We start from the raw sequence: 21,348 nt of genomic DNA on the forward strand, positions 1-21,348 counted from the left end.
TTGGCCAGGCGCTTGAAACCTAGAAGGGGCCGTAGTTGATCGCTACGGCTACGCCAACGAAGAGGGCACCGGTCACGATCCAGAGCAGCACCAGCGGCAGCACGAACTTGAACCACTCAACGTAGGAAACCCTTGCAATGGCCAAACACGCCATTAACGTACCGGAAAGCGGGGTAACGATATTGGTCACCGCATCGCCGAGTTTGAAGGTGATGAACGTGGCCTGACGCGTCACCTCGAGCATATCGCCGATCGGCACCATGATCGGCATGACGATAGCCGCCTGCCCGGTACCCGAGGTAATCAGCCCGTTGAACAGCAGGTTGAAGCCGTAAAGAAGCTCCATGGCCACCACCTTGCCGTGGCCGTCGAGCGAGGTAGCCACGCTATGCACGATGGTATCGATCAGCTGCGCCTGGCGCAGCAGCACGATCACCGCCGCGGCCACGCCGATCACCAGCGCTCCGTAAAGCACATCGCCGGCACCACTCATCAGCCGCTTGATGAAATCGTTGGGCGAAATTCTCGCGATGCAGGCCGTCGCCACGCCCATCATCAAAAAGGTGGCGGAGAGCTGCGGGATGCTCCAGCCATAGTTGAACGCGCCAAAGATGAACAGACCAAAACCGAACACGAACAGCGCAAGCACCAGCTTGTGGGTCAAGGTAAAGGTCGTGACCTCGCTTGGCTGCTCATCCCCCTGGGCGCCCGCGAAGGCCTCGGCCCCCATGACGCTAGCCGCCGGGTCCTGCTTGATGCGTTTGGCGTAGCGGCAGATGTAGGCAGCCGTGATCCCCAGAAATACCACGAAAATAACGCTGCGATAGACGAAACCGGAAAACAGAGGAAGCTCGGCGATGGTTTGACCGGTCACCGTCACGGTAGGGTCGAACACGCCGGCGCCAAAGCCCGCGTAGGAACCCAAAAAGATAATCGCCACGCCCACGACCGGGTCGAGCTTCATCGAACGCGCTAAAAAGAGCCCGATGGGAATGAACGCGATCGCCAGGTTCGCGCCCACACCCACCGAGGCGAGCGTGGCGAACGTGCCGCAAAAAATCCAGATCAGCACGTTCTGGCGGCCTTTCGCCATCGCGATCAAGCGGTGAATACCGGCGCTGATGGCCCCCGTGGTTTCAATGACCTTGAGCACACCGCCGACGATCAAAATCAAAAAGACCAGCGTCGAAGCCGCCACCAAGCCGTTGTGCATGGCGGTAAACAGATCCATGACGTTGAGCGAATCGGCGGTGATATAGCGAAAGCTTTCCGTGTCGACCTGGGTTAGCCCGTTTTCGACCGTTCTTTCATAGGTGCCGGCGGGCACGATGTAGGACGCGATCAGTACCAGCACCATGAAGCCGAACAGGATAATGAACACATCCGGCATGGCGCGCTTTTTCTTCGCCGGCTGCGCGCCCGCCTTGGTCGAATTCGGCGTTTCTTTCATCGTTCTCTCCGCTTTGAGCGTTATGGTTTTAGTGTGAAAGCGTACAGGTGGGGTTTATCGTCACTAGCGGCAGGCGCACGCGGCACTGTTGAAAACGAGCTCGCGATTAATAACGTACGGCGGCCGCTTTTAGTGGCGTTGCCCGGCGGCGCTGCAAACAGCGGAAAACCCTTCGGGTCATGATCGAAATCAAACTACCAGGGAAGCCAAACGGCGGCAATTGTGTATTTATCAAAGCGCCTTTCTATTTTGAGCAAGCTAATTACACCCGCGGGGTGGGCGGCGCTGATTTCTATTGAAACAATAATCATTATTAAATTAAGCTCGACGGCTTTTTAAACGTCGTATTTTTAAGCCCTGTTTTTTAAACCCTATAGAAGGAGCGCGGCATGGCCGTTAGTTCGAAAGCGCTGGTGATCGTGGGCGCCGTGGTCGTGGTGGGCGCGGGCGGCTATCTCGGCGCGCAGGCGATAGTGGGAAATGAGGTGGAAAAATCGCTGAACCAGGCGCTCGCGCGCATCGACGCCTCACCTGGCTGGCGCGTCACTGATATCGATATCGACCGCTCGCTTTTCGAAACCAACGCGCGGGCCACGCTCGGCGCCGTCGGTTTCGAAGACGCGACCGCCGAGCTCGACCTGCACGTGGACCACGGCGTGTTCAAAAGCCCGGTAACCGGCACTCTGCGCCCGAGCGAGGCGCTTTTCGAGGGCGATATCGATATCGACATGGTGGCATCCTGGAGCGGGGCTGAGGGCCAACTTACCGCCGATACGTTGCGCCTCGAGGCGTTCGACGGCGAGGCCACCGGGGTGGTAATGGATCTTGATATCGAGGACGAGACGCGCTGGCACGTCGATACGCGCATCGAGGCGCTTGGGTTTACCTACGTCGATGGATCCATCGTGCGCCTCACCACGCCGCGTTTCGAAATGGATACCCGCGGCGAAAAGGGCAGCGAAGTGGTGCAGCGACTCGAGCTTCCCCGCGCAGAGGTTGCGACCCAAGGGCTCAACGTTTACCTGAACGACGTTGTGTTGGATAACCTCACAAAGCCTTCCACCGAGCTCGAAGACAACCCCCGGCGGGTCGATCAAGCCGGCACCTTCGAAGTGGCAGATTTCGGCGTAGGCGAGACCTCGATGGGGAGTCTCTCGATGGACTTCGCCACCCAGCGCCTGGACATGCAGGCGTTCCAGGACTACAACGAAGCCTTTGCCATGCTGACCGCCCAGCGCTATCGCCAAAAGCAGGAACCGGCAAGCTTCGACGAGGCGCGCTACCGTGAGTCGCTGGCCCAGGCGGTCGACAATGGCTACACGTTTTTGTCCAGCAGCCCTGCGGCCAGTATCGACCCGCTGGATGCCCATATCGTGGTGCCGGAGCTGAATCTGGATTTTAACCCGCGGCTCACGATCGACATGGGCTTCGACGGCGATAACCTATCGAAAGAAGCGCTCTACAGTTTTGCTCGCCACACCGATACCCCGGCAAGTGAGCTCATCGAGCCCCAAAACGCTTCCATGAACGAGGCGCAAGCCAACGCCTACTTCAGCCGTCGCGTCCATTTCGAGGCCAGCATGGCCACCCCGCCGGAAGCGGTGATGGATGAGCTGCCGCTGATGGCACGCTTTTTGATCGATACTTCGCGCGAGCAGCAAACGCTCAAGTGGGAGCAGGGCGAACTGACCCTCAATGGTGAAGCGCTGTTCTAGCATTAGTGGCTCCCCACTGGTGGGTTTAGGCTGTACCGCGCCAGCGGAGCGCATGTTCTTCACCACTTCCGACAATGGGTGTGATGAACCGCTTATTATGGCGGTGTGCTTGGGGGGGTGAAAGCTCCCAAGCCTGAAAGGGAAAATGCTCCATTTTTATACCGTTATCTTGCGATCGTTAAGAAGCGCCAATTGCAGCTTTAAAGTGTTTAGCACAGTAATAGCGTGCGTTTCGATCAGGAAGGCTTACGCGACGTTCTATGCTTGGCAGGGCTTTTGCGCCGCGCCGTACTTTTTGTGCTCGAACTGCTCTTGCGCGCCCTTGATGTACGTTTAGCCGGCGTGGCGTCTTCCCCTTGGGCGGTTTGCAGGCTCGAACGCAGCCGGCCCGCGTCGCTTTGTTGAAGCAGCCCGTGCAGATCCTCGATTAGCGCCTGCTGAAAAGCGGGGGCGCTGTCGCCTTGCTCGGCGATGGCGCTTAGCCGCTGCTCCCAGAGTGCGGTGCGCTCCGGCGTGCTCACCGCGGACGGCAGGGCAGCGATCAGCGCGCTGCCCAAACGGGTAGCGCGCAGCGCCTTTTGTTTGCGCACGAGATAGCCGCGCTGCACCAGGGTTTCGATGATGCCGGCCCGGGTGGCTTCAGTGCCCAGGCCGTCGGTGTCGCGAAGCGTACGGCGCACCTCCGCATCCTCCACGTAGCGCCCGATGTTCATCATCGCCTTGATCAGGCTTGCATCAGTAAAAGGTTCCGGCGGGCGGGTCTCTTTCTCCTCCACACCGGCGCCCAGCGCTTGGCAGGGCTCATTTTGTGTCAGTGGCGGCAAGGGCGGGGCGTCCTCTTTTGTCGTGAACAGCGGCTTCCAGCCGGGATCGAGCACGCTTTGGCCCCGGGCACGAAACGCCTCGTTCAAGAGGTGAAACTCCGCCTTGACCTCGAAGGTTCTAAGCGGCGGGTAAAACTGTGCCATGACGTTGCGCACGATCAGGCGAAACACCTGCCCGTCGATGTTGGAAAGCGCCGAGAAGTCGGCGGGCTTGCCAGTCGGGGCAAGGGCGTGGTGAGCGCCCACCTGCTTGTCGTTCCAGGCTTTCGAGCGCAGCGAAAAATCCGCGCCTGCTAGCCACCCGGCGAGCGTCTGGTCGTTTTGGCAGGCGCCGGTCAGGCTTTTTTTCGCGAGCGGCAGGTGCTCTTCCGGCAAGTAACGACAGTCCGAGCGCGGGTAGGTGATCAGCTTGTGCTGTTCGTAAAGGCGCTGGCACACGTCGAGCACCGTCTGGGCAGAGAGCCCGAAGCGGCGCGCGGCGTCTACTTGAAGTGCAGAAAGCGAGTAGGGCAGCGGCGCGTTCTGGCGCTTCTCGCTTTGTTCGAGTTTGCCAAGCCGGCCCTCGGCGCCGGAAAGCCTCGCCGCCAGCGCATCCGCCGGGGCGCGCTCGACCAGCCGGCCCTGGTCGTCCAGCGGCTGGCGCTCAGTCGGCACCCACCAGGCGCGAAGCTGGCCCTGGGCCACCTGAAGATCCACCCAGAGCGGGTAGAACAGGTAGGGCCTGAAGTCGCGAATGGCGTTATCGCGGCGCACGATCAATCCGAGCACCGGCGTCTGTACCCGGCCCACGGAAAGCACGCCATCAAAGCCTGCCTGGCGGCCGGTCAGCGTCCAGGCGCGGGTCAGGTTGATGCCGTAAAGCCAGTCCGCCCGGGAGCGGGCCTGGGCCGCCTGAAAGAGCGGCTGGTACTCGGCGTTGCTCTTGAGTTTATCAAGTGCCCGACCCACCGCCGGGCGGTTCAGGTCGCTGATCAGAAGCCTGGACACCGGCCCGCGGTAGTTCAGGTACTCGATCACTTCCTGCACTAGCAGTTGCCCTTCGCGGTCCGGGTCGCCGGCGTGCACCACCTCTCTTGCCTGTTTGATCAGCTTGCGGATCACGGCGAGCTGGCCGCGGGCCTTGCTGCGCGGCGCCAGTTTCCAACTGCCGGGCACGATCGGCAGCCGGTCCAGGCGCCACTGCTTGTCGGCGGGGTCATATACTTCGGGCGCGGCCTGTTCGAGAAGATGGCCAAGACACCAGGTCACGGTGGTATCGCCGCAGGCGATGGCGCCGTCCAGGCGCTGGCCACTGCCCGGCAGCGCATCGGCAATGGCCCGAGCCAGGCTGGGTTTTTCGGCGATAATCAAGCGCATGCGCAAGGGGCCCTCGGGTGTGCGAACTCAGTATGGTATCAGAGTCATTCGCATCCCCGAACGCCCCGGTTCGGTTTGTTCGTTATTTACCCCTTGTGGGGGCGGTTGGTTAGAACTTGAACTCGAATCCTACGCCGTAAAGGTCATCGCGGCTCTGACCATCCACCTGCAGGCGGTCAATGTTGTACTCGGCGTATATTTTGGCTTGCGGAATCACCTGATACGAAACGCCGAACACGTATTCGTCGACCCGGGCGTCCTCGAAGGCCAGGTCGTCTTCGCCTTCTTCATAGTTGTAGCCCGCCATCAGCAAGGAATTGCCCAGTTCGTAGGCGACGGCCAGCTCGTAAAAGTGGCTGGAATACGTTTGATCGTTGGCGGCGTCCATGCGCTTGTAGCCGTTGATACCACCCACGTAAAAGCCATCGTGACGCCAACCCATACCAAGCCCCCAACTGGTCATGTCGCCCAGCGTGTCGGTGGTGCCTTGAAAGCCCTGGTACTCGAAAGCGCCAACGAAATCGACGTCGTAGTCGGTGGTATAGCGCGCGGACAAACCGTACTGGTAATCGCGGTCTTCCGGGCTGGTTTGTCGGGCGCGGCCTTCATCCTCGAACACGTAGCTGCCGCGCAGATCCCAGTTGCCGATATCGTAGCCGATGGTGAGTTGGTCATCCTTTTTGCTGTCAAAAGGCTTGACGCCGTTGATCTTGTTGTCGTTGGCCGATGAGCCGTAAAGCTCGAAGATATCGGTCACATCGACGAGCTGACTGGTTGCGCTCTTGGTTCGGCCGATGGCCATCTCCAGCTGATCCAGGTAGCGAAAGCCAAGCCAGGCGTAACGAACGTCGAGGCTATCGGTTTTGGTATCGTTGTCGTCCTCAGCGTTCATCTGCCATTCGAGCTTGCCGAGCAGGTCCAGCTCATCGGAAAAATGGTAGTTGAACTGGGTTCCGATTCGCGCCTTGCCGTCGCCGCCAAAATTGAGCCGCTGGGCGGGGCGGTCGTCGTCGTAGTCGAAGACGCCGGCTTCGTACTGCACCTTGCCTCTCAGATCGACACGCAGGTCGTCGCTTTCATGAACGATTGCCGCGTGGGCGTTCTGAAAGGCGGCCAGGGTGACGAGCGTTGCGATAGCCGATTTCTTCATTTTTACGTTCTCCGGATGAACTTCAGGCAGCAGGGGGCCGCTCTTTCGATCGCGAAATCGAAAGAGGGCGAGTTTTCAAGGTGTTAAATCAGCTGAGGGCGAAGGCGTTAGAAGTCGTTTCGCAGTGCCTCGATATCGTCTTGCAAGGTGTTATCCAGCGACAGGCCGCTTTCGACGACCCGGTCGGCGTAGTACGCCTGGACGCTGTCCCAGTCGTAATAGGGGTACTGCTCGGTCGGGAGCGGAAACGCCACTTCGTGCTCGTTGTGCAGCATTTTCACCAGGTGCTCGTCGCCGTTTTCATAGACGATCCACTGGATATTGGCCGCCATCGCCGTGATCGTCTTGCCGTCCCAGCTTTCGTCCACGCGGGCGGGGTCGTTCTGGCTTTCATTGGCGCCGTCGAGCTCCAAGTAGGCGGCCAGCGGCATGATCATCTCGGCGTGGGTGAAATTGAAGATGCCGCTGGTGTCGTTTTGCTCAAGGGCGTGCTGTGTCGACGTGATCAGCTCCTTGACCATTGGGGCAGCGATCTCCCGGGGCAGATCGCTGCTTTCAAGCGACGGCCCCTTGGCGTAGAAGGCCTCCATCAAATCGAGGTCTTCGTACCAGGCGAGCTGCTCTTCGCTGAAATAGCGACCGAAATCGAACTCACCCTCGCGCACGATATTCGGTGAGATGATATAGAGCTGGTAGAGGTTGTTGGCGGCATCGGCAGGCGTTGCCAGCTTGACGCGGCCCTTGGCGTCTTCCAGCGCGAACTCGCCGTTTTCGAGCGCCTCGAAAAGCGCCTCGTCGATGAACCGGCTCAAGATGTCTCGGGCGTAGTCGTCGGTTTGCGCATGTTCGCTGAGGTAGTCGTCGACGACCGCTTGCCACTCGCCGTTTTCTTTGTAGTTTTCGTAGCGCGGGGCGAGATCGTAGGGGCGAAGGTAGGGGTCCTGGCCCTTGGCGTACTGGCTCGCTTCGATGGGCGGAGTGGCGTCGCCAAGCGCACTCTGTAGCCCGTCGAGGAAATGATCGCGGCTTTGCGGAGTGCGGTCCTTGTAGGTGGCGTGAGCGATGATCGGACGGCCCTGCTCGAACATGTCGGGAAAGCGCTCGCCGACGCGCTGGCCGATATCGAAAAGCTCCTCGCCGCCGAGCAGCGACAGCTCGCCGTAAACGTTCTCCTCGACCGCCATCAGCCGCGCAATCTCGTCTTTCAGCTCGCGCCCGGCGTCGGTGATCTGGCCGCGCGCCTCGGCGATCTCGAGAAGTTCGAAGAGCGTCTTGTCGTACTTGGCGCTGGAAAGATGGCGCGAGCCGTGGCGGCCCACGTACTGCATGAACACCGGTTCAAAGCCTTGCGGCGCCGGGCTGAGGTCATCGTGCTGGTAGGCGTAGGGCGTCTTGGTACTGTAGTAGGTAGCGTCCGGCACCGCGGCGTCGCTGGACGCAGTCGCGAGCGCCGGCGCGGCGATCAGGCCGGCCAACGAGGCGGTGACGGCATGGCGGTAGGTAGGTAATGGCATGAGTATTCTCCCTGGTAGTGGATATCGCTTGCTTTTTAAAGGCACGAAGAGGCCCCTTCGCCGACAATGAGGCGAATAAAATCAGTGGTTTGGTTTTTCTAAAGCGGCTTGGTCATCCGTTAGCCGGGGCGAATGGTGCCTCGCCATACCGGGGTGGCGGGAAGCTGGATGATCTGCCCGGCCACGCGCTCGTCCGCCAGCTGCTGAGCGACCGACGCGGCGATCTCTTCGACCGGGTGATGAAAGGTGCTCAGTTCATAGCTGCCCCAGCTGGCCTGCTCGATGTTGTCGAAGCCCATCACGCACAGATCCCGGGGGATATCGAGCTTGAACGTCTGGCGGGCTGTGTCCAGAAAGCCGCAGGCGAGCAGGTCGGTGGTACACAGCACCGCGTCCGGGCGCTGGGCGCGGCCCAGCAATTGGCGCGCTGCCTCCTGACCGGTTGCGTAGCGGGTAGGCCCCGCGCGAACGGTCACAAGGGGCAGCCCCGAGTCGTTGACCCGTTGGGCGAAGGCCTGCTCCCGCGCGACCAGGCTGGGCGTGCCGGCGGTCGAGCTCACCAGGCCAAAGGAGCGACACCCCGCGCGGTAAAAAAGCGCAAAGGCCTCTTCCATGGCCTCCTCGTGGCCCAGGGTGATATGCACCGGGCCGTTGAAGGTCTGGCCACGATTGACCAGCACTACGCGCAGCCCGCTTTGCATGCAGGTCTGGACCAGCGACTCGGCGGGGGCGCCGGAGAGCACCACCACCGCACTTGCGCGGTACTCAAGCGCCTGATGCAGGGCGCTTTCCACCGCCTCGGCGTCGCCGGAGGTATTGATCAGCATGACCGCGCGTCCCAGCGCCTGGATATGCCGGCTGACCGCTTCGAGCAGGCTTGAAAGAAACGGCGAGCCTAGCTGATTACCGACCAGGCAGACCGGCCGGGAGCTTTCGAGCGACAGCCCGCGCGCCAGCTGGTTGACGTGGTAGTTGAGCTCCGCGGCGGCGGCGAGCACCTTTTGCCGCGTCTGCTCTGATACGCTGGCGCCGTCGGTAAAGGTGCGCGAGACCGCTGAGCGTGACACGCCGGCCAGCCGCGCGACCTCTTCGGCGCTAGCAAACTTGCGTGAGCTGCTCATCCGGGGTGTCCTGGTAGAGTTGCTTGATTTGGCCGGCCGCAATGCGCGCCGCCTCGAAAAGCTCCGGCTTGGGCGTCTCGAACCACTCGTCCGGGTGGAGCTTTCTCGCCTGACGCACGTGGGCCACCGCGCTTTCAAGCGTCGGGTAGCGGCTCGGCATTTCCAGGTGTAGAAACAGCGACACCAGGGTGACCGAACGGCTGCGCCCGCCGCGGCAGTTCACCAATACGTTGCCCTTCTCGCGCAGCGGGTAAGAGGGCTTGTCCGGCATGATCTGGTCGAGCGCGGCGCGCAGAATGAAGTAGGCGGCCAGCATCTGCTCGTGAGGGTTTCCCGGGCCGTCGATCATGCCGATCTTGTAGTAGCGAAACTCACCCGCCCCGTGAGCCAGGCGGCCCGCTTCGGTGTCGCCGGCGGCGACCAGGTTGATATCCAGGTTCACCGCGCAGTTGATGACCGTGGTGATGCCGTTCTCTTTCAATAGCGCCGGCGAGCTCGCCGCGTCGCTGTCGCCGATATATAGCGCCACGCCGCGTCCGGGCAGTGCTTGCTCGATCAAGCTCAAGGGCGGGCGGGGGTAACGAATCTTGTTCATGCGATTTCCTGATGATTGAGCCGGCTATGGTGGGCCAGCGCTTGAGCGATACCGGGGGCAGCCGCCATGACCGGACCGCCCTGGGCGAGGGTGTTCGAAAGCGAAAGATAGGGATGGGTAACGCCGCCGGCCTCCTTGACCATCAAGAGCCCCGCCAGGCTGTCCCAGGGGTTCATGTGGTGCTCCAGATAGCCGTCGGTACGGCCTTCGGCCACCCAGGCCAGTGCCAGCGCCCCGGAGGCCCCGCGGCGCACGTTGGCGCCTTCCAGAATCAGCGCGGCCTGAGTGTCCAGGTACGTTGAAAGCGTCGTTCGCGTCGACCAGCCCATTTCGATGGTGGCGGTAGCGAGGCACTCGGTGCCGGCAACATCAAGGCGGCGACCGTTCTTGTAAGCGCCCTGACCGCGGCGGGTGAGGTAGAGCTCCTCGCTGCAGGGGTTGTAGATCGCCCCTAGCTCGGTCTGGCCGGCATCGATGAACGCGATGCAGACACAGAAGTGATCGATGCCGCGGGCGTAGTTGGCGGTGCCATCGATGGGATCGACCACCCAAGTGGCCTGACCGTCACAATCGCCGCCGGTCTCTTCGCCTAAAAAAGCGTCGTCGGCAAAGCGCGCCTTGATTGCGTCGAACAGCAGATTTTCGACGGCGGTATCCGCCTCGGTCAAAAAATCCTGCGGACCCTTGAGCGTGTAATCCCCGGGCTGACGGGCGTCATAAAGACGTTTGGCTTCAAGGCCCGCCTGGCGAATCACGCGCTCAATAAAATCGGCGCGCTCGGCGAGCTGCGAAGGCGACATGGACATGAAATTCCTTTTGTTTTGGCGACGGTTTTAGTGACAGTTTTGGCGACAGTCGGTGATGATAGCGTTTGGCGAATCATCAACGACGATAGTTCAGCATCCAGAGATCCTGCCACTGCTGGCGGTGCTCCCAGTCATCGAGGGCGGTGCGCGGCGCGTAGTCGAAAAGCTGTGACTGGACCGCACCGACGCCGGAGGGCTCTTCAGCGGGCAGCGTGATGTCCGCACGGGTCGAGATCTTGCCGTCGATCGCCTGAGGAGCGATGCCCTCTTCGGTGAGCAGGTAACGAATAAAGAGTTTGGCGGCGTTGGGGCTTTCGGTGTCGGCGGCGATCACGCCGATGGAGGGGTAGGTCCAGCCCGCCCAGGGGGCGAGGCCCTCGCAAAGCCCGAGCTTCATGCCGTTAGCGTTTTCGCGGAACTTGGCGGTGCTGATCAGACCGATAAAGCTCTCCTGCTGATCCGGCGAGCCCACCGACTCGGCCGCGGTAGAGTCAGAATCGGTCAGAAGCGGTGCGTTGGCCGCCAGCGCCTTGACCCACGCGGCGGTGGCGCTCTCTTCGTCATCGGGCAGCGGCTCACCGAAGTAGGCCTGGTAGGCCTGGGCCATCGCCGCGTCATCGTGCTGGGCCATCTGATTGAACCAGTCGACGTAGGAGGGCTTGCCCAGCGGGTCCTGCAACGTGACGTGGCGGGCCCATTCGGGCTCGGTCAGCGCCCAGACGTTGTCGATCGGGCAGCTATCGTGAAGCGCGGTATTGTAGGCCCATACGTTGGGGGCCATGACGATGGCGAGCGGGTCCTGGTAGCGCTCGTCGATGTGCTCAGCGAACTCCTCGGGAAACCAGCTCATCGCGAAGCCGGTATCCAGCAACTGGGCCGCCACCGCCGGGGCATCGGCCATGATCGCCACGTCGGTTTGAACGTTGCCGGCCTGGGCTTCGCGAATCAGCCGCTCCAGGGTGTGCGGTGCCTTCGACTTGACGCCCTCGGCCTCGAGGCCGTATTGCTCGGCGAAACGGGCGGCCTGCTCGACGATCTTGCCCGTCGAATCGTAGACCGTCAGCGGTGGCTCCTGGCGCGCGGCGGCGATCAGCGCCTCCAGCGAGTCGGCGGTATCGGCCAGGGCCAGCGGGCTCGAGGCAAGGCCAACGGCCAGGGCGAGTCGGGTCAAATGACGCATGGGAAACTCCTTCAAACGGCGTGCATGTAAGGGGTGTTGAACGGGGTAGCGCTTGACGCCTCGGCGCTATCGAGACGGCGGCCATCGCCGTCGAAAAGGTGCAGGTGCTGCGGATGAATATGGCAGTGGGCGGTGTCACCGGCGCGTACGTCCGGGCGCCGCTGGGTGGACAGCTGCAAGGCCTGGCCGTCGATATTGAGCTCCAGCACCCAGCTGCCGCCGGTGGGCATCACACTTTCCACCTGCGCGATGAGCGTGCCGGCATCCCCGGTGCGTGCCAGATGGATATCTTCCGGGCGAATGCCGATCGAACGGGCGGCGGTGTGACGGTTTAAACGAGCGCCGAGCCGGGAGGCGGCCTCGATCTGGTTGATCGGCGGGTTGCCGATGAACTCGGCGACGAAGCGGTTGGCCGGGCGGGCGTAGATATCGTCGGGGCTTCCGACCTGCTGAAGTTGACCCTTGCTCATCACCGCAATGTTGGTGGCAAGCGTCATCGCCTCCCACTGGTCGTGGGTGACGAACACGATGGTGGTGTCGAACGCCTGGTGCAACCGCTTGAGCTCGGCGCGCATTTCCAGGCGAAGCGAGGCGTCCAGGTTGGAAAGCGGCTCATCGAGTAGCAGTACCTGAGGCTTGAGCACCATCATGCGCGCCAGCGCCACGCGCTGCTGCTGCCCCCCGGAGAGCTGCGACGGGTAGCGCTTGGCGTAGTCGGCGATGCCGAGTTTCTCCATCACCTCGCCGGTACGGGCGCGGCGTTCACGCTCGGAAAACTTCTGCAGGCGCAGGCCGAAGTCGATATTGCGCTCCACGCTCATGTGCGGCCACAGAGCGTAGCTTTGAAACACCAGCCCCAGCCCGCGCTTCTCCGGGGAGACGAAGCGACCGCGGGCCGGGTCGTCGACCGGCGTGTCGCCGATTGAAAGCCGCCCCTGGCTCAGGTGCTCGAGCCCGGCGATCATGCGCAAGATGGTGGTCTTTCCGCAGCCCGACGGGCCGAGTAAGCACATGAAATCGCCGCTTTCGACGTGCAGGTCGAGGTTCTCGACCGCCATGGCTTGCGGGCCGTACTGCTTGGAAATGGCGTCCAGGTTAATCGTCGGCATGATCAGTTCTCCAGGCCTTGGGCAAGGCCCGTCTTGGTCAGTTTCTGGGTCAGCACCGTGCCGCCCCAGGTGAGCAGGGCAATCATCAGCACCACCGCGTTGGCGGCCTGGGTGTAGTTGTAGTCGATCAGGCGCAGCGAATAGGTCGTCAGCACGTCGGTGGCGGGCACGGCCAAAATGATGAACAGGCTTACCCCTTTGATGCCCGAAATGAACGGCAGCACGATGCCCACCACCAGCGCGCCTTTCTGGATCGGCACGATGATGCTCGCCATGCGTCGCCACCAGCCGGCGCCGACGATCTGCGCCGCTTCCTCGGGCTCCTTGCCGAGCTGGGTCATCGCCGAGATGCCCGCCCTCGAGGCGAAGGGCATCTGGTCGGCGATCAGGGCCAGCATGAGAATCGCGGAGGTGCCGTAGAGCGCCGGAATGGGGCCGCGCTCGACGGCGAACAGCGAAAGGGTGGCGGCGGCGAAGGCGATACCCGGCACCAGGTAGGGCATGAAGGTGAGCTGGCGCAAAGCGCTTGAAAGCCAGCGCCAGGGCGAGCGAGTCACCACGTAACCCACTAAAAGCCCCAGCAGACCGGCGCAGACCGAGGCACTGCCAACGATACGCAGGCTGTTCCAGGCGGCGGACCAGAACTCGGGCGTGAGCAGGATGCCGTTGTTCAGGGCCACGGTGGAAAGATCGCGTCCGATCCAGTAGTCGAAGGTAAAGTTGGCCGCCTCAAAGCGCCCGGGGATATGCATGATCGTGGAGAAAAACAGCGTGCCCAGCGGCAGCACCACGCCGATGAATAAGAGCGCGGCGGCCAACAGGGTGGCAGGCAGGCGCCAGGCACCCAGCGGGCGGCGACGCTGCATGGCGCCCTTGCCGCCCAGGGTAACGAAACGGCGCGCTTCGCGCATCAGGTAGAGATCGATGCTCAGCGTTATGCAGCCCAGCACCATGATCGCGCCGGCGAGCACCGAGGCCACCCCGGTCTGGCGCGATGAGAGTGCGCGAAAAAGCGAGGTCGAGAGCGTATCGAACTGCACCGGCAGGCCAAGAATGTAGGGCACCGCGAATTCACCCAGCGCGTCGGCAAGAATCAGTACCATCGCTGACATTAGCGCCGGGCGCATCAGGGGCAGCACGATACGAAACGCCACCGTCGAACGGCTCGCTCCCAGAATGCGCGCGGAATCCTCCAATTGCGCGTCGAAGCGGCGCAGCGCGTTGCCGAACAGAAGAATGACCAGCGGAATGTAGTGCAGCGCCAAAATCAGAATCATCGGCAGTGCGCCATAGGCCAACCAGTCCGGCGATTCGATGCCCATGGATTCGAGCCAGCCCGGTTGGCCGCCCGTCGAGCGGTTCTTGAACAGCGTCGTCCAGGCCAGCGCGAAGGTCCAGGTCGGCAGCATGAACGGCACGATCAAGGCGGTGGAAAACCAGCCTCGGCCCCACAGGTCGGTGCGGCTCAGAAGCCAGGCCATCACGCCGCCGATCAACATGGCGATACTCATGGCGGCCAAGGACACGAGCAGGGTGTTGAGTAACGGCTGCCAGAACAGCCGGTGTGAAACCGGCGAGGTGAACACGCGTTGCAGGTAGTTAAGCGTCAGGCTGCCTTGCGGTGACCCGATGCGCCCGGCATCGCCAAAATTGACGTGGACGGCATCCAGCAGAATGGACACCACCGGCGCCAGGATGAGATAGCCAAACAAGGCCAGCAGCCCCAGGCCCAAAAGCGTTGCCGGATGTTTGAGGCTGAGCGGCACTCCCCACCGTTGGGGGTATGCCGTTCTTGTCCACTCCGCCATGACGTGTCCTCTTCGAATGCGTGGATCGGCCAGCGACGTCGACCGAAGATAGGGCGCATTCTAGGGAGCAAAAATGACAGTCCGTTGACATTTGCACCTATGTGCAAAAATATTTAGCGGCGATTATAGATAATTTAATCAGATATTTATGTGTTTTATAAGTTCTGTATATATTTTGGTAAAGCGCTTTTGCTGCACGTAAATACACCCGTTTTTCGATTCTCGCCGCGCCTAAAACAGGGCGGTACGGCGATCGAACGTCAAAGTTGGGCTACGCTGCACAGGGCGACGACGTGAGCGCGTTGCGCGCTAAACGGCAAGGCGCACAACCTCATGAAGCGTCCAAAAAAGCAATCTCATTACCACGGGCGGGGAGTCATTGAATGCGCGATCGCGGACGGACACGGCGTTTGATGGGCCTCGGCGCCCGCACCGGAGGGGCGATGCTGAAGACCCGGCTGGGCGGCCAGGCGGATTGGCGCGCGCTCGGCGAGGCGCTGTTCGAAGGGCTTTCGGAACTCAAGGGCCCGGCCATGAAGATGGCGCAGATGATGTCCCAGTGGGACGACCTGCTACCGCCAGATCTCGCCGAGGAGCTCGCCCGCCTGCAGCGCCAGGCCGAGCCGATGCCCTGGCCGCGCATTCGCGAGGCCCTGGTGCTTCAGTACGGCGAGCTGGACGAGCACTTTCGTGAGATCGAAGAGCGTCCCTTCGCCAGCGCCTCCATGGGGCAGGTGCACAAGGCCATCACGCGCGACGGCGAAACTGTCGTGCTCAAGGTTCAGTACCCGGGCCTTTCCGAGGTGCTCGAAAGCGACCTGGCGCAGCTCAAACGCATTATGCGCCTGGGTCGCTGGTTCAAGGTGCCCCAGGCGCGGCTGGACGCGATGTTCGAGGAGCTCGCCGCCGGGCTTCGCGACGAGCTCGACTACCTGGCCGAGGCCCGGGCGCTCGAGCGCTACCGGGCGCGCTACGCCTATGATTCGCGGCTGATCATTCCCGAGCCGCTGATGGCGCTTTGCGGTACCCACGTGCTCGCCATGCGCTTTGTCGAGGGCACGCCGCTACGGGAACTCGAAAGTGCCGACGATGCTACGCGCCAACAAGTGGCCGCCACGCTTGCCGACTGGATCACCGAGGAGCTTTTCACCTTTGGCGAGCTGCACGCCGACCCCCACGCCGGCAATTTCGCCGCCGACGCGCAAGGACGGCTGATCATTTACGATTTCGGCGCGGTGATCCCCGTGCCGGAAGATCGGCTCATGGCGATGATGGCGCTTTTGAAGGCCACGCTTGAGAAGGATGCGATGGCGATGGACGAGGCGATGCTTAAGATGGGCGGGCGCCAGGGCCAGGGCGCGCCGCTGTCGCTCTATCGCGAGGCCGCCGAGTGCGTGGCCCCCTTGTTCGCACCCGGCGAGCAGGACTTCGGCGATGTGCGCGTGCATCGGCGTCTGCGCGAACTCTCCCCCAAGGTATGGGGCGCAATGGACCGGCTGCAGCCGCAGGCGGATACGCTGCTGCTGTCGCGAGCACTCAACGGCCACTACTGGAACCTGGTGCGCTTGAAAGCGCGGCTGGACATGCACGCCCGCGTCACGCCGCTTCTGAACTGGGCTATCGTCGCGCCAACCGAGCGGTAAGCCGTTAATCCAGCGCCTTTAGCCAAAACACCAGCGGCTTCTCGGTTTCCTCGCGCTCGCCGATATCCTTCCAGGCAAAGCGCGCAGCAAGCGACGCCTGACGGCGGTAGCCCAAACTTTCCCAAAAGCCGTGAAGCGGCTGATAACCTTCGGGCTTGGCAGGATGATTCGCCGGTCGCTCCACGGCGCAGAAGGCTGCGGTGGCAAAGCCCTGGGTTCTTGCGTGACGCTCGCGCTCGGCCATGAACGCCTTGCCTAGCCCTTGACCGCGGTATTCGTGCAACAGCACCGACTCGCCATAGTAGAACACCCCGGACGGGTCGATCCCCGCGGCCTCGAAAGGCGCGCGGAATTCAACGACTTCGTCGGCCAGCGGCTGCCCCGTGGAGGCGCCCACCAGGGTGTCGCCGTCAAAAGCGAGCACGAACAGGCTCGCCGGGTTCTGCGCGTAGCGATCCAGATACTCGGCCTCATAGGCCAGGTCGCCGTCGTAGAGATAGGGGTAATCGGCAAAAACGCGAATGCGCAGCCGTGCCAGTGCCTCGAGATACGGCGTGATGGCTAGCCCTTGGCAAATGGCGTGTGAAACGGTTCTCATCGCGCCTCCGAAAATGGTGAGCGTCAAGCGTGCGTGGCGGTAAGCCCCGAACAGTAACAGCCGCTTCTCGCCACGCCAATCCTTCTGCGTGAAGCCCTTGGGGCGTGCTAGACTATGGCGCTTTCAAAACAGTGGAGATGGCAATGCTGGCGGTATGGGTCGATCAACTGCTGGGTTTTGCCTCAGGGGCACTCTCGGCAATCAGGCAGCAGGAACACTACCCGGATTTCATGACTTGGGTGCGGGCGAGCGGCGCCGAGTTTTTCAATGGCGACATTGCCACCGCTCAAGCGCTGGCGCCGATTTTATGGTCCCAGGCGCCGCTCGAGCGGCTGGATTTCGCCAGCGAACCCCTGGCCACGCCTGGGCGTAACGAGCCCTGCTGGTGCGACTCCGGGCGCAAGTATAAGCAGTGCTGCCAGCGCGTCGATTTCCCCACCGAGATTCCAGCGCAAATGATGTGGATGCTCTCGCTCAAGGAGTGGAAGGGCGCTACGCTCAAGGCGGCGCTCGACAGCCGCCGCGCACCGGCCCAGGCCCTACTCGAGGCCGGGCTGATCGCCGCCGAAAGCGGCCAGAACGGCCGCGCCATGCAGATTCTGGAGTCGCTGTTTGACGGCAGCGACTGGTCGCGACTCCCCGACCAGGCCGAGCCTGCCTTCGAAATCCTGCTCGATATCTACCAGGAGCGCGGCTTCACCCGTAAGCGTGCCGACCTGCTGGATGAAGTCATGGAGCGCGGCCCGATGTTTTTGCGCGGCGTGGCGCTCGAACGCCTGTGCCTGATGCATCTGGACAACGACGATCTCGACAGCGCCCGCGGTGCCTTTATCAAGGCCATGCAAGCGCTGCCGGACTCGCCCACGCTTGCCTACATCGAGGCGATGCTACTGCTTCACGAAGGCCATGAAGAGGAAGCCCGCGAGCGTGCCGACTTCTGGTACCGCCGGCTCTCGCGCCAGGGCGGGCTCGACGAAGAGCAGCTCGAGTTTCTCTCGGCGCTGGCGGACAACCCCGGCGCAACCCTGGCCGATCAACTGTTGAGCGCCGAGGAGGATCTCGCCACGCCGCTGATTTCGCTGCAGTCGCTGTTGGCAGCCCTTCCCACCGCGCCGAAGCTCGATATCAAACCTTCCGATAACGGCGAGCGCCTTCACTACACCACCACCGCCCGCGAAGAGACGCTTTTTGCCGCTTGGCACGAGCAGTTTCAGGTGTGGGTCGATGACGACGTGGCGCTCGGTTTTCGCGACGACCCCTGGGGCAACGCGGTGGAGTGGATGTCCGAGCTCTGCGCGCACCCGGAGTGGCTCGACGCCCCCCAGGTCGTACAGGATGTGACCCTGGCGCTGACCAGCCGCTTTGGCAGCCTCCCCTGGATGGCGCCGACCCTACTGGAGCCGCTGGCGGTACGGCTTTCCCGCTGGCTGCAGCAGGCCCGCGCCGCCGGAGAGGGAAGTCTCTGCTGGGACGACGCGCACAACGTCATGCTGCTGCGCACGGGCCTGGCGCTCGTGGTCGGCATGGAGCGCGGCGCCCGCCAGCACTCCCGGGAGCTTGCCGAGGAGCTGTTGGCGATCGACCGCGAAGATAGTCTCGGTCTCAAGGAGCTGGTACTCGACCAGCTTTTGCGCGACGACCGCAACCAGGAGGCGCTCACGCTCACCGAGGCGTGCGAGAAGGACGACGGCTCCCAGGTGCTGGGGCTTTTGATGGGGCGCACGCTGGCGCTCTTCCGCCTTGGCGAGCATGACAACGCGGAAGATGCGCTGAACCTGGCCCTGGTTCACAACCGCTACGCGCTGGAGCTTCTGTGCACCGAAAGCCCCAAGCCCTCGCACCCTCACGCCGACGGCCAGGTCGATCCGGGCTCACGCGCGGAGGCGTGGCAGTACCGTACGCTGATGCGCGATCAGTGGCGTACCACCAAAGGCGCGCTCGAGTGGCTCGAGCAGCGCCGATCAAAGGTCGGCGCGTCCTGATTGCGCCTTCCTGCCGGCTTTTTGGCTAGCGTTTCGGCGCGCTGAACAGATCCCGGTCCCGGTTGACCCACACCGCGAGCAGCACCGCCGGCAGCCCCAGCACGGTCGCCACCACGAAAAAGGTGGCGTACCCGTGGCTTGCCACCACCAGCCCCCCGAAACCGCTCAAAAACTTGCCCGGTAGCGTCATCAGCGATGAAAAAAGCGCGTACTGGGTCGCGGTGTAGGCTTTCGAGGTCAAACTCGACAAAAACGCGATGAACACGGCGCTTGCCAACCCGTTGGCCAGGTTGTCACCGATGATGGTCACCACCAGCATCGGCACCGCGTCGCCGATCAGCGAAAGCGCGGTGAAAAGCAGGTTAGTCACCATGACGAACGCGGCGCCGCCGATCAGAAGCGGTTTGACGCCGTAGCGCGCCACTAACAGCCCGCCCAAAATCCCGCCGGCGATGCTCATCGCGATGCCGAAAATGTTCGTCACCGTGGCGATGGTTTCGAGCGAAAAGCCGAGATCGATATAGAGCGGGTTCGCCATCGAGCCCATGGCCAGATCGCTAATGCGAAATACCGCGATGAACATCAAAAGCCCCAGCGCCTTGACGCCAAAGCGGCGAAAGAAATCGAGAAACGGGCACACCACCGCACCGATTGCCCAGGCGGTGATGCGGCGAAGCCATTTTGGCCGGCCGCGGCTTTGGCGCAGAAATGCGCGCACGCTGGGCTCACGTACGAGCTGAATCGAAAGCGCGGCGCGCGGCGGCTCCGGGCGGATCAGCACGGTCAGCGCGCCCACCGCCATCAGCCCGGCCATACTCAGGTACGCCGTTTGCCAGGAAAAGTGCGCCGCGAGATAGAGCGCCCCGGCGCCGGCGGCGATCAGTCCGCAGCGGTAGCCGATGATGTAGGTTGAGGACATCGCCGCCTGCAGGTCGTCGTTTGCCGACTCGATCCGGTAGGCGTCCACGGCGATATCCTGTGTGGCGGAGCCGAAAGCGACCAGCAGTGCAAAGGCTGCCACCAGGCCAAGGTGGCCCACCGGGTCGACGCCGGCCATGCCCACGAGCCCCGCGGCGATCAACGATTGGGCCAGCAGCATCCAGCCCCGGCGCTGGCCGAGCATGCGGCCGAGCACCGGTAGCTGCAGGCGGTCGACCACCGGCGCCCAGAAGAACTTGATCGAGTAGAGAATGCCGATCCAGGAGAAAAAGCCGATCGCGGCGACCTCGACGCCGTCGCTTCGAAGCCAGGCCGACAGCGTGGAAAACACCAGCAGAAAGGGCAGCCCGGCGGAAAATCCCAAAAACAGCATGGTCATGACCGGCGCGCAGAAATAGACGGCCAGAGCGCTTTTCCAACTGCGCCTGGGGGGAGGGATTGCCATCGTCGAGAAACTCCAGAAAAAACCGGGCGGGGTGGCCTTGGTAGAAGGCGTCAATGCTAAACTGCTCGCCTGAAAGAACCGACAGCTTACCGGAGAGGAGTTTTCCGTGTCGATTACACCCCATCAGGTCGTGACCCTGCACTATGTACTGAGCGACGTTTCCCACACCGGCGCCGCCCAGGTGCTCGACGACTCCCGTTCGCGCCAAAAGCCGCTGGAGTACCTGCACGCCCACGACAATATTCTGCCAGGGCTCGAGCGCGCTTTGGCGGGCAAGGCCACAGGCGACACGTTTAGCGTGACGCTGGCCCCCGTCGATGCCTACGGGCCGCGCGACGAGGCGCTGGTGAAAACGCTTGCCAAAACCGCCTTTAGCGGCGCCGAGCTAAGCCCCGGCAGCCGCTTTCAAACCGAGGGCGAGGCGGGCCCGCAAATCGTGACCGTGCTGGCCGTCGAAGGCAACAGCGTGCGCGTGGATATGAACCACCCGCTGGCCGGGCGAACGCTTGGCTATGAGGTCGAGGTGCTCGACGTGCGACCGGCAAGTCGCGCTGAGCTCGCCAAGGGCCACCCGCTGCCCCCGGGCACTGAACACGGCAAGGTGGAAGATCGCAAGGTGCTCTGAAGCCGGCTACTGATAGCGCATGACGTCAGCGTGCATCGGCGCCAAACGGCCCAGAAATTCGTTGCGCGCGCCAAGCGCTATGTTCTCTTCACGCAGCGCGGCGTCCAGATGCTCGACCAGCTGATTGAAGTGGGCATCAGTAATACCCATGTTCTGATGGGCGCGCTCCATCGGCGGGCCTTCGTAGCGGCACGGCCCGTTACTGACGGCGCAGAACTGATTGGCAAGCGAGCCGGCCAGGTGGTCGATATTGGTATTAGCGAAAAACCCTACCAGTTCGGGGTCGTCGGCGACGCGGTAGAGAAAGCGCTCGACGATCGATTCGATGCCGTTTTCACCGCCTAAACGCTCGTAAAGCGTGGTCGATGGGGCGGTGTGGGCGCAGCCGCCAACGCTTGCGAGAATCGTGATCAGCGCCGCCGCCTGCAGGGCGCGGCGCGCCAGAGTTCTATACGTTCGGGTGGGGATTTGATTCATCGCGCCCTCGT

Annotated in this window: 17 protein-coding genes; 4 read left to right on the plus strand and 13 right to left on the minus strand. The window is 62.6% G+C overall.

Annotation, left to right across the window (positions count from 1 at the left end):
• Nucleotides 1–19 precede the first annotated feature (19 nt).
• Nucleotides 20–1,450 (minus strand): YfcC family protein, encoded by a 1,431-nt coding sequence (locus MQW23_RS12875; protein WP_252108608.1) that lies wholly within the window; start codon nucleotides 1,448–1,450, stop codon nucleotides 20–22.
• 389 nt (nucleotides 1,451–1,839) lie between these two features.
• Between MQW23_RS12875 and MQW23_RS12880 the strand changes: the two genes are divergently transcribed.
• Nucleotides 1,840–3,165, plus strand: coding sequence for a DUF945 family protein (locus tag MQW23_RS12880; RefSeq protein ID WP_252108609.1), 1,326 nt, complete (start codon nucleotides 1,840–1,842; stop codon nucleotides 3,163–3,165).
• Nucleotides 3,166–3,401: 236 nt separating this feature from the next.
• Here MQW23_RS12880 and MQW23_RS12885 read toward each other — a convergent pair whose 3' ends face one another.
• From MQW23_RS12885 to MQW23_RS12925, 9 genes are all read right to left on the minus strand, one after another.
• Nucleotides 3,402–5,345 (minus strand): DNA topoisomerase III, encoded by a 1,944-nt coding sequence (locus tag MQW23_RS12885; protein WP_252108610.1) that lies wholly within the window; start codon nucleotides 5,343–5,345, stop codon nucleotides 3,402–3,404.
• 109 nt (nucleotides 5,346–5,454) lie between these two features.
• Nucleotides 5,455–6,495 carry a porin gene (locus MQW23_RS12890; RefSeq protein WP_252108611.1) on the minus strand — a complete coding sequence of 347 codons (1,041 nt, stop codon included), beginning with the start codon at nucleotides 6,493–6,495 and terminating at the stop codon, nucleotides 5,455–5,457.
• 107 nt (nucleotides 6,496–6,602) lie between these two features.
• Nucleotides 6,603–8,009 carry a histidine-type phosphatase gene (locus tag MQW23_RS12895; RefSeq protein WP_252108612.1) on the minus strand — a complete coding sequence of 469 codons (1,407 nt, stop codon included), beginning with the start codon at nucleotides 8,007–8,009 and terminating at the stop codon, nucleotides 6,603–6,605.
• A gap of 119 nt (nucleotides 8,010–8,128) precedes the next feature.
• On the minus strand, nucleotides 8,129–9,130 hold the full coding sequence (locus MQW23_RS12900; RefSeq protein WP_252108613.1) for a LacI family DNA-binding transcriptional regulator: 1,002 nt from the start codon (nucleotides 9,128–9,130) through the stop codon (nucleotides 8,129–8,131).
• A complete protein-coding gene (locus tag MQW23_RS12905) occupies nucleotides 9,105–9,725 on the minus strand; it encodes a dual specificity protein phosphatase family protein (RefSeq protein ID WP_252108614.1) in 621 nt (206 codons plus the stop codon). Before MQW23_RS12905 ends, MQW23_RS12900 begins: the two co-directional genes overlap by 26 nt.
• On the minus strand, nucleotides 9,722–10,531 hold the full coding sequence (locus MQW23_RS12910) for an inositol monophosphatase family protein (protein WP_252108615.1): 810 nt from the start codon (nucleotides 10,529–10,531) through the stop codon (nucleotides 9,722–9,724). Before MQW23_RS12910 ends, MQW23_RS12905 begins: the two co-directional genes overlap by 4 nt.
• 76 nt (nucleotides 10,532–10,607) lie before the next feature.
• The gene (locus MQW23_RS12915) at nucleotides 10,608–11,711 is read right to left on the minus strand and encodes an ABC transporter substrate-binding protein (protein ID WP_252108616.1); all 1,104 of its coding nucleotides are present in this window, start codon (nucleotides 11,709–11,711) and stop codon (nucleotides 10,608–10,610) included.
• An 11-nt stretch (nucleotides 11,712–11,722) separates the two neighbouring features.
• Nucleotides 11,723–12,820 (minus strand): ABC transporter ATP-binding protein, encoded by a 1,098-nt coding sequence (locus MQW23_RS12920; protein WP_252108617.1) that lies wholly within the window; start codon nucleotides 12,818–12,820, stop codon nucleotides 11,723–11,725.
• Between the two features lie 2 nt (nucleotides 12,821–12,822).
• Complete coding sequence (locus MQW23_RS12925; protein WP_252108618.1) at nucleotides 12,823–14,628, minus strand: ABC transporter permease; 1,806 nt, start codon at nucleotides 14,626–14,628, stop codon at nucleotides 12,823–12,825.
• A 383-nt stretch (nucleotides 14,629–15,011) separates the two neighbouring features.
• Between MQW23_RS12925 and MQW23_RS12930 the strand changes: the two genes are divergently transcribed.
• Nucleotides 15,012–16,271 carry an ABC1 kinase family protein gene (locus MQW23_RS12930; RefSeq protein WP_252108619.1) on the plus strand — a complete coding sequence of 420 codons (1,260 nt, stop codon included), beginning with the start codon at nucleotides 15,012–15,014 and terminating at the stop codon, nucleotides 16,269–16,271.
• Nucleotides 16,272–16,275: 4 nt separating this feature from the next.
• On the opposite strand, the gene MQW23_RS12935 is transcribed toward MQW23_RS12930, so the two are convergent.
• The gene (locus MQW23_RS12935) at nucleotides 16,276–16,869 is read right to left on the minus strand and encodes a GNAT family N-acetyltransferase (protein WP_252108620.1); all 594 of its coding nucleotides are present in this window, start codon (nucleotides 16,867–16,869) and stop codon (nucleotides 16,276–16,278) included.
• A 143-nt stretch (nucleotides 16,870–17,012) separates the two neighbouring features.
• Here MQW23_RS12935 and MQW23_RS12940 point away from each other — a divergent pair, with 143 nt between their 5' ends.
• Nucleotides 17,013–18,851: an SEC-C metal-binding domain-containing protein gene (locus tag MQW23_RS12940; protein WP_252108621.1), complete on the plus strand. Its 1,839-nt coding sequence runs from the start codon at nucleotides 17,013–17,015 to the stop codon at nucleotides 18,849–18,851.
• A gap of 25 nt (nucleotides 18,852–18,876) precedes the next feature.
• Here MQW23_RS12940 and MQW23_RS12945 read toward each other — a convergent pair whose 3' ends face one another.
• A complete protein-coding gene (locus tag MQW23_RS12945) occupies nucleotides 18,877–20,235 on the minus strand; it encodes an AmpG family muropeptide MFS transporter (protein WP_252108622.1) in 1,359 nt (452 codons plus the stop codon).
• A gap of 106 nt (nucleotides 20,236–20,341) precedes the next feature.
• Here MQW23_RS12945 and MQW23_RS12950 point away from each other — a divergent pair, with 106 nt between their 5' ends.
• On the plus strand, nucleotides 20,342–20,860 hold the full coding sequence (locus MQW23_RS12950; protein ID WP_252108623.1) for an FKBP-type peptidyl-prolyl cis-trans isomerase: 519 nt from the start codon (nucleotides 20,342–20,344) through the stop codon (nucleotides 20,858–20,860).
• A 6-nt stretch (nucleotides 20,861–20,866) separates the two neighbouring features.
• Here MQW23_RS12950 and MQW23_RS12955 read toward each other — a convergent pair whose 3' ends face one another.
• Entirely contained in the window at nucleotides 20,867–21,337 is a 471-nt protein-coding gene (locus MQW23_RS12955; RefSeq protein WP_252108624.1) for a group I truncated hemoglobin, read from the minus strand.
• Nucleotides 21,338–21,348 lie beyond the last annotated feature (11 nt).

Source organism: Halomonas sp. S3-1-1 (assembly GCF_023757625.1).
GTDB lineage: Bacteria > Pseudomonadota > Gammaproteobacteria > Pseudomonadales > Halomonadaceae > Vreelandella.

Coding starts and splice junctions, on each gene's coding strand:
- MQW23_RS12875 (WP_252108608.1), bottom strand. CDS start 1,450: ATGAAAGAAACGCCGAATTCGACCAAGGCGGGCGCGCAGCCGGCGAAG.
- MQW23_RS12940 (WP_252108621.1), top strand. CDS start 17,013: ATGCTGGCGGTATGGGTCGATCAACTGCTGGGTTTTGCCTCAGGGGCA.
- MQW23_RS12955 (WP_252108624.1), bottom strand. CDS start 21,337: ATGAATCAAATCCCCACCCGAACGTATAGAACTCTGGCGCGCCGCGCC.
- MQW23_RS12945 (WP_252108622.1), bottom strand. CDS start 20,235: ATGGCAATCCCTCCCCCCAGGCGCAGTTGGAAAAGCGCTCTGGCCGTC.
- MQW23_RS12880 (WP_252108609.1), top strand. CDS start 1,840: ATGGCCGTTAGTTCGAAAGCGCTGGTGATCGTGGGCGCCGTGGTCGTG.
- MQW23_RS12890 (WP_252108611.1), bottom strand. CDS start 6,495: ATGAAGAAATCGGCTATCGCAACGCTCGTCACCCTGGCCGCCTTTCAG.
- MQW23_RS12900 (WP_252108613.1), bottom strand. CDS start 9,130: ATGAGCAGCTCACGCAAGTTTGCTAGCGCCGAAGAGGTCGCGCGGCTG.
- MQW23_RS12910 (WP_252108615.1), bottom strand. CDS start 10,531: ATGTCCATGTCGCCTTCGCAGCTCGCCGAGCGCGCCGATTTTATTGAG.
- MQW23_RS12925 (WP_252108618.1), bottom strand. CDS start 14,628: ATGGCGGAGTGGACAAGAACGGCATACCCCCAACGGTGGGGAGTGCCG.
- MQW23_RS12895 (WP_252108612.1), bottom strand. CDS start 8,009: ATGCCATTACCTACCTACCGCCATGCCGTCACCGCCTCGTTGGCCGGC.
- MQW23_RS12885 (WP_252108610.1), bottom strand. CDS start 5,345: ATGCGCTTGATTATCGCCGAAAAACCCAGCCTGGCTCGGGCCATTGCC.
- MQW23_RS12915 (WP_252108616.1), bottom strand. CDS start 11,711: ATGCGTCATTTGACCCGACTCGCCCTGGCCGTTGGCCTTGCCTCGAGC.
- MQW23_RS12935 (WP_252108620.1), bottom strand. CDS start 16,869: ATGAGAACCGTTTCACACGCCATTTGCCAAGGGCTAGCCATCACGCCG.
- MQW23_RS12930 (WP_252108619.1), top strand. CDS start 15,012: ATGCGCGATCGCGGACGGACACGGCGTTTGATGGGCCTCGGCGCCCGC.
- MQW23_RS12920 (WP_252108617.1), bottom strand. CDS start 12,820: ATGCCGACGATTAACCTGGACGCCATTTCCAAGCAGTACGGCCCGCAA.
- MQW23_RS12905 (WP_252108614.1), bottom strand. CDS start 9,725: ATGAACAAGATTCGTTACCCCCGCCCGCCCTTGAGCTTGATCGAGCAA.